2 protein-coding genes are annotated in these 1,126 nt (G+C 60.9%); both read right to left on the bottom strand.

What is annotated here, in order from left to right; translation table 11 throughout:
* Positions 1-551 (bottom strand): carboxyl transferase domain-containing protein (locus tag ACSFA3_RS25040; protein WP_435508050.1); only part of this gene is annotated, 551 nt, incomplete at its 3' end.
* Between the two features lie 16 nt (positions 552-567).
* The coding region (locus ACSFA3_RS25035; RefSeq protein WP_435508049.1) for a DNA-3-methyladenine glycosylase family protein at positions 568-1,126 on the bottom strand (559 nt) is incomplete at its 5' end.

The following is a 1,126-nucleotide window of genomic DNA, read 5'->3' as shown; positions in this document are numbered from 1 at the left end:
AAGATGTTGCGGCCGATGGCTTCCGACTGGCCGCGATCTTCGGCGTCGATGCCGGGGTACGCGCCGGGGGTGTCCACGAAGGTGAACACAGGCAGCTTGAACTTCTCGGCCGTCTTCATCAGGCGCAAGGCCTTGCGATAGCCTTCGGGCTTGCTCATGCCGAAGTTGCGCGCGGTGCGCTCCTTCGTGTCGCGGCCCTTCTGGTGGCCGAGCACCATGCAGGGCACGCCGTTGAAGCGAGCAAGACCGCCCACGATCGACAGGTCGTCCGAAAAATGCCGGTCGCCGTGCAGTTCGACGAAGTCAGTGAAGATTTCGTTGACGTAGTCGAGCGTGTAAGGGCGCTCCGGATGCCGCGCGATCTTGGTGATCTGCCAGGGCGTCAGGTCGCTGTAGATGTCCTTGGTGAGCTGCTGGCTTTTCTTGCCGAGCTGATCGATTTCTTCAGAGATGTCGACCGCGGATTCGGTCTGCACATAGCGCAATTCTTCGATCTTTGTTTCGAGTTCAGCAATGGGCTGCTCGAAGTCGAGGAAGGTTCGTTTCGCCAACGTCTTCTCCTGTTGTTCAGTACGCGACTGGAACCGGTTCCAGCGATCGCCAAATATACCAAGTCGCCACGCTGCAATATGGTGCCCAGGCCACGGCGACGTCGCGGGCATCGCTTCGGCTGACTGGATCGCCCGAAAAATAATTGACGCTGATGCCGTTGAGCAGCCCCAGGTCGTCTACAGGCAGCACGTTCGGGCGCATCAGGTGAAAAATGAGGAACATCTCGGCCGTCCAGCGGCCGATGCCGCGAATGGCCACGAGCTCTTCGATGATGAGTTCGTCCGACATGTCCTTCCACGCATCGACGTGGACCATCCCCGAATCGAAATGCAGGGCCAAGTCGACCAGGTACTCGATCTTGCGCGCCGAGAGCCCTGCCCCGCGCATGTCGTCGACCTTGAGCTTGAGCACGTTGGCCGGCGTCAGCTTGCGCGGCAGCGCGGCAAACTTGTCCCAGACCGACTGCGCGGCCTTCACCGAAATCTGCTGGCCCACGACGCTGCGCGCGAGCGTGGTGAACGCATCACCGCGCGATTCGAGGCAGGCGTCGCCGAACTTCGGAATCAGCCGCTTC

Source organism: Variovorax glucosi (assembly GCF_051216695.1).
Classification (GTDB): domain Bacteria; phylum Pseudomonadota; class Gammaproteobacteria; order Burkholderiales; family Burkholderiaceae_C; genus Variovorax.
Note: the sequence above shows the minus strand (reverse complement) of the source record. Positions and strands in the feature narration are given on the sequence as shown.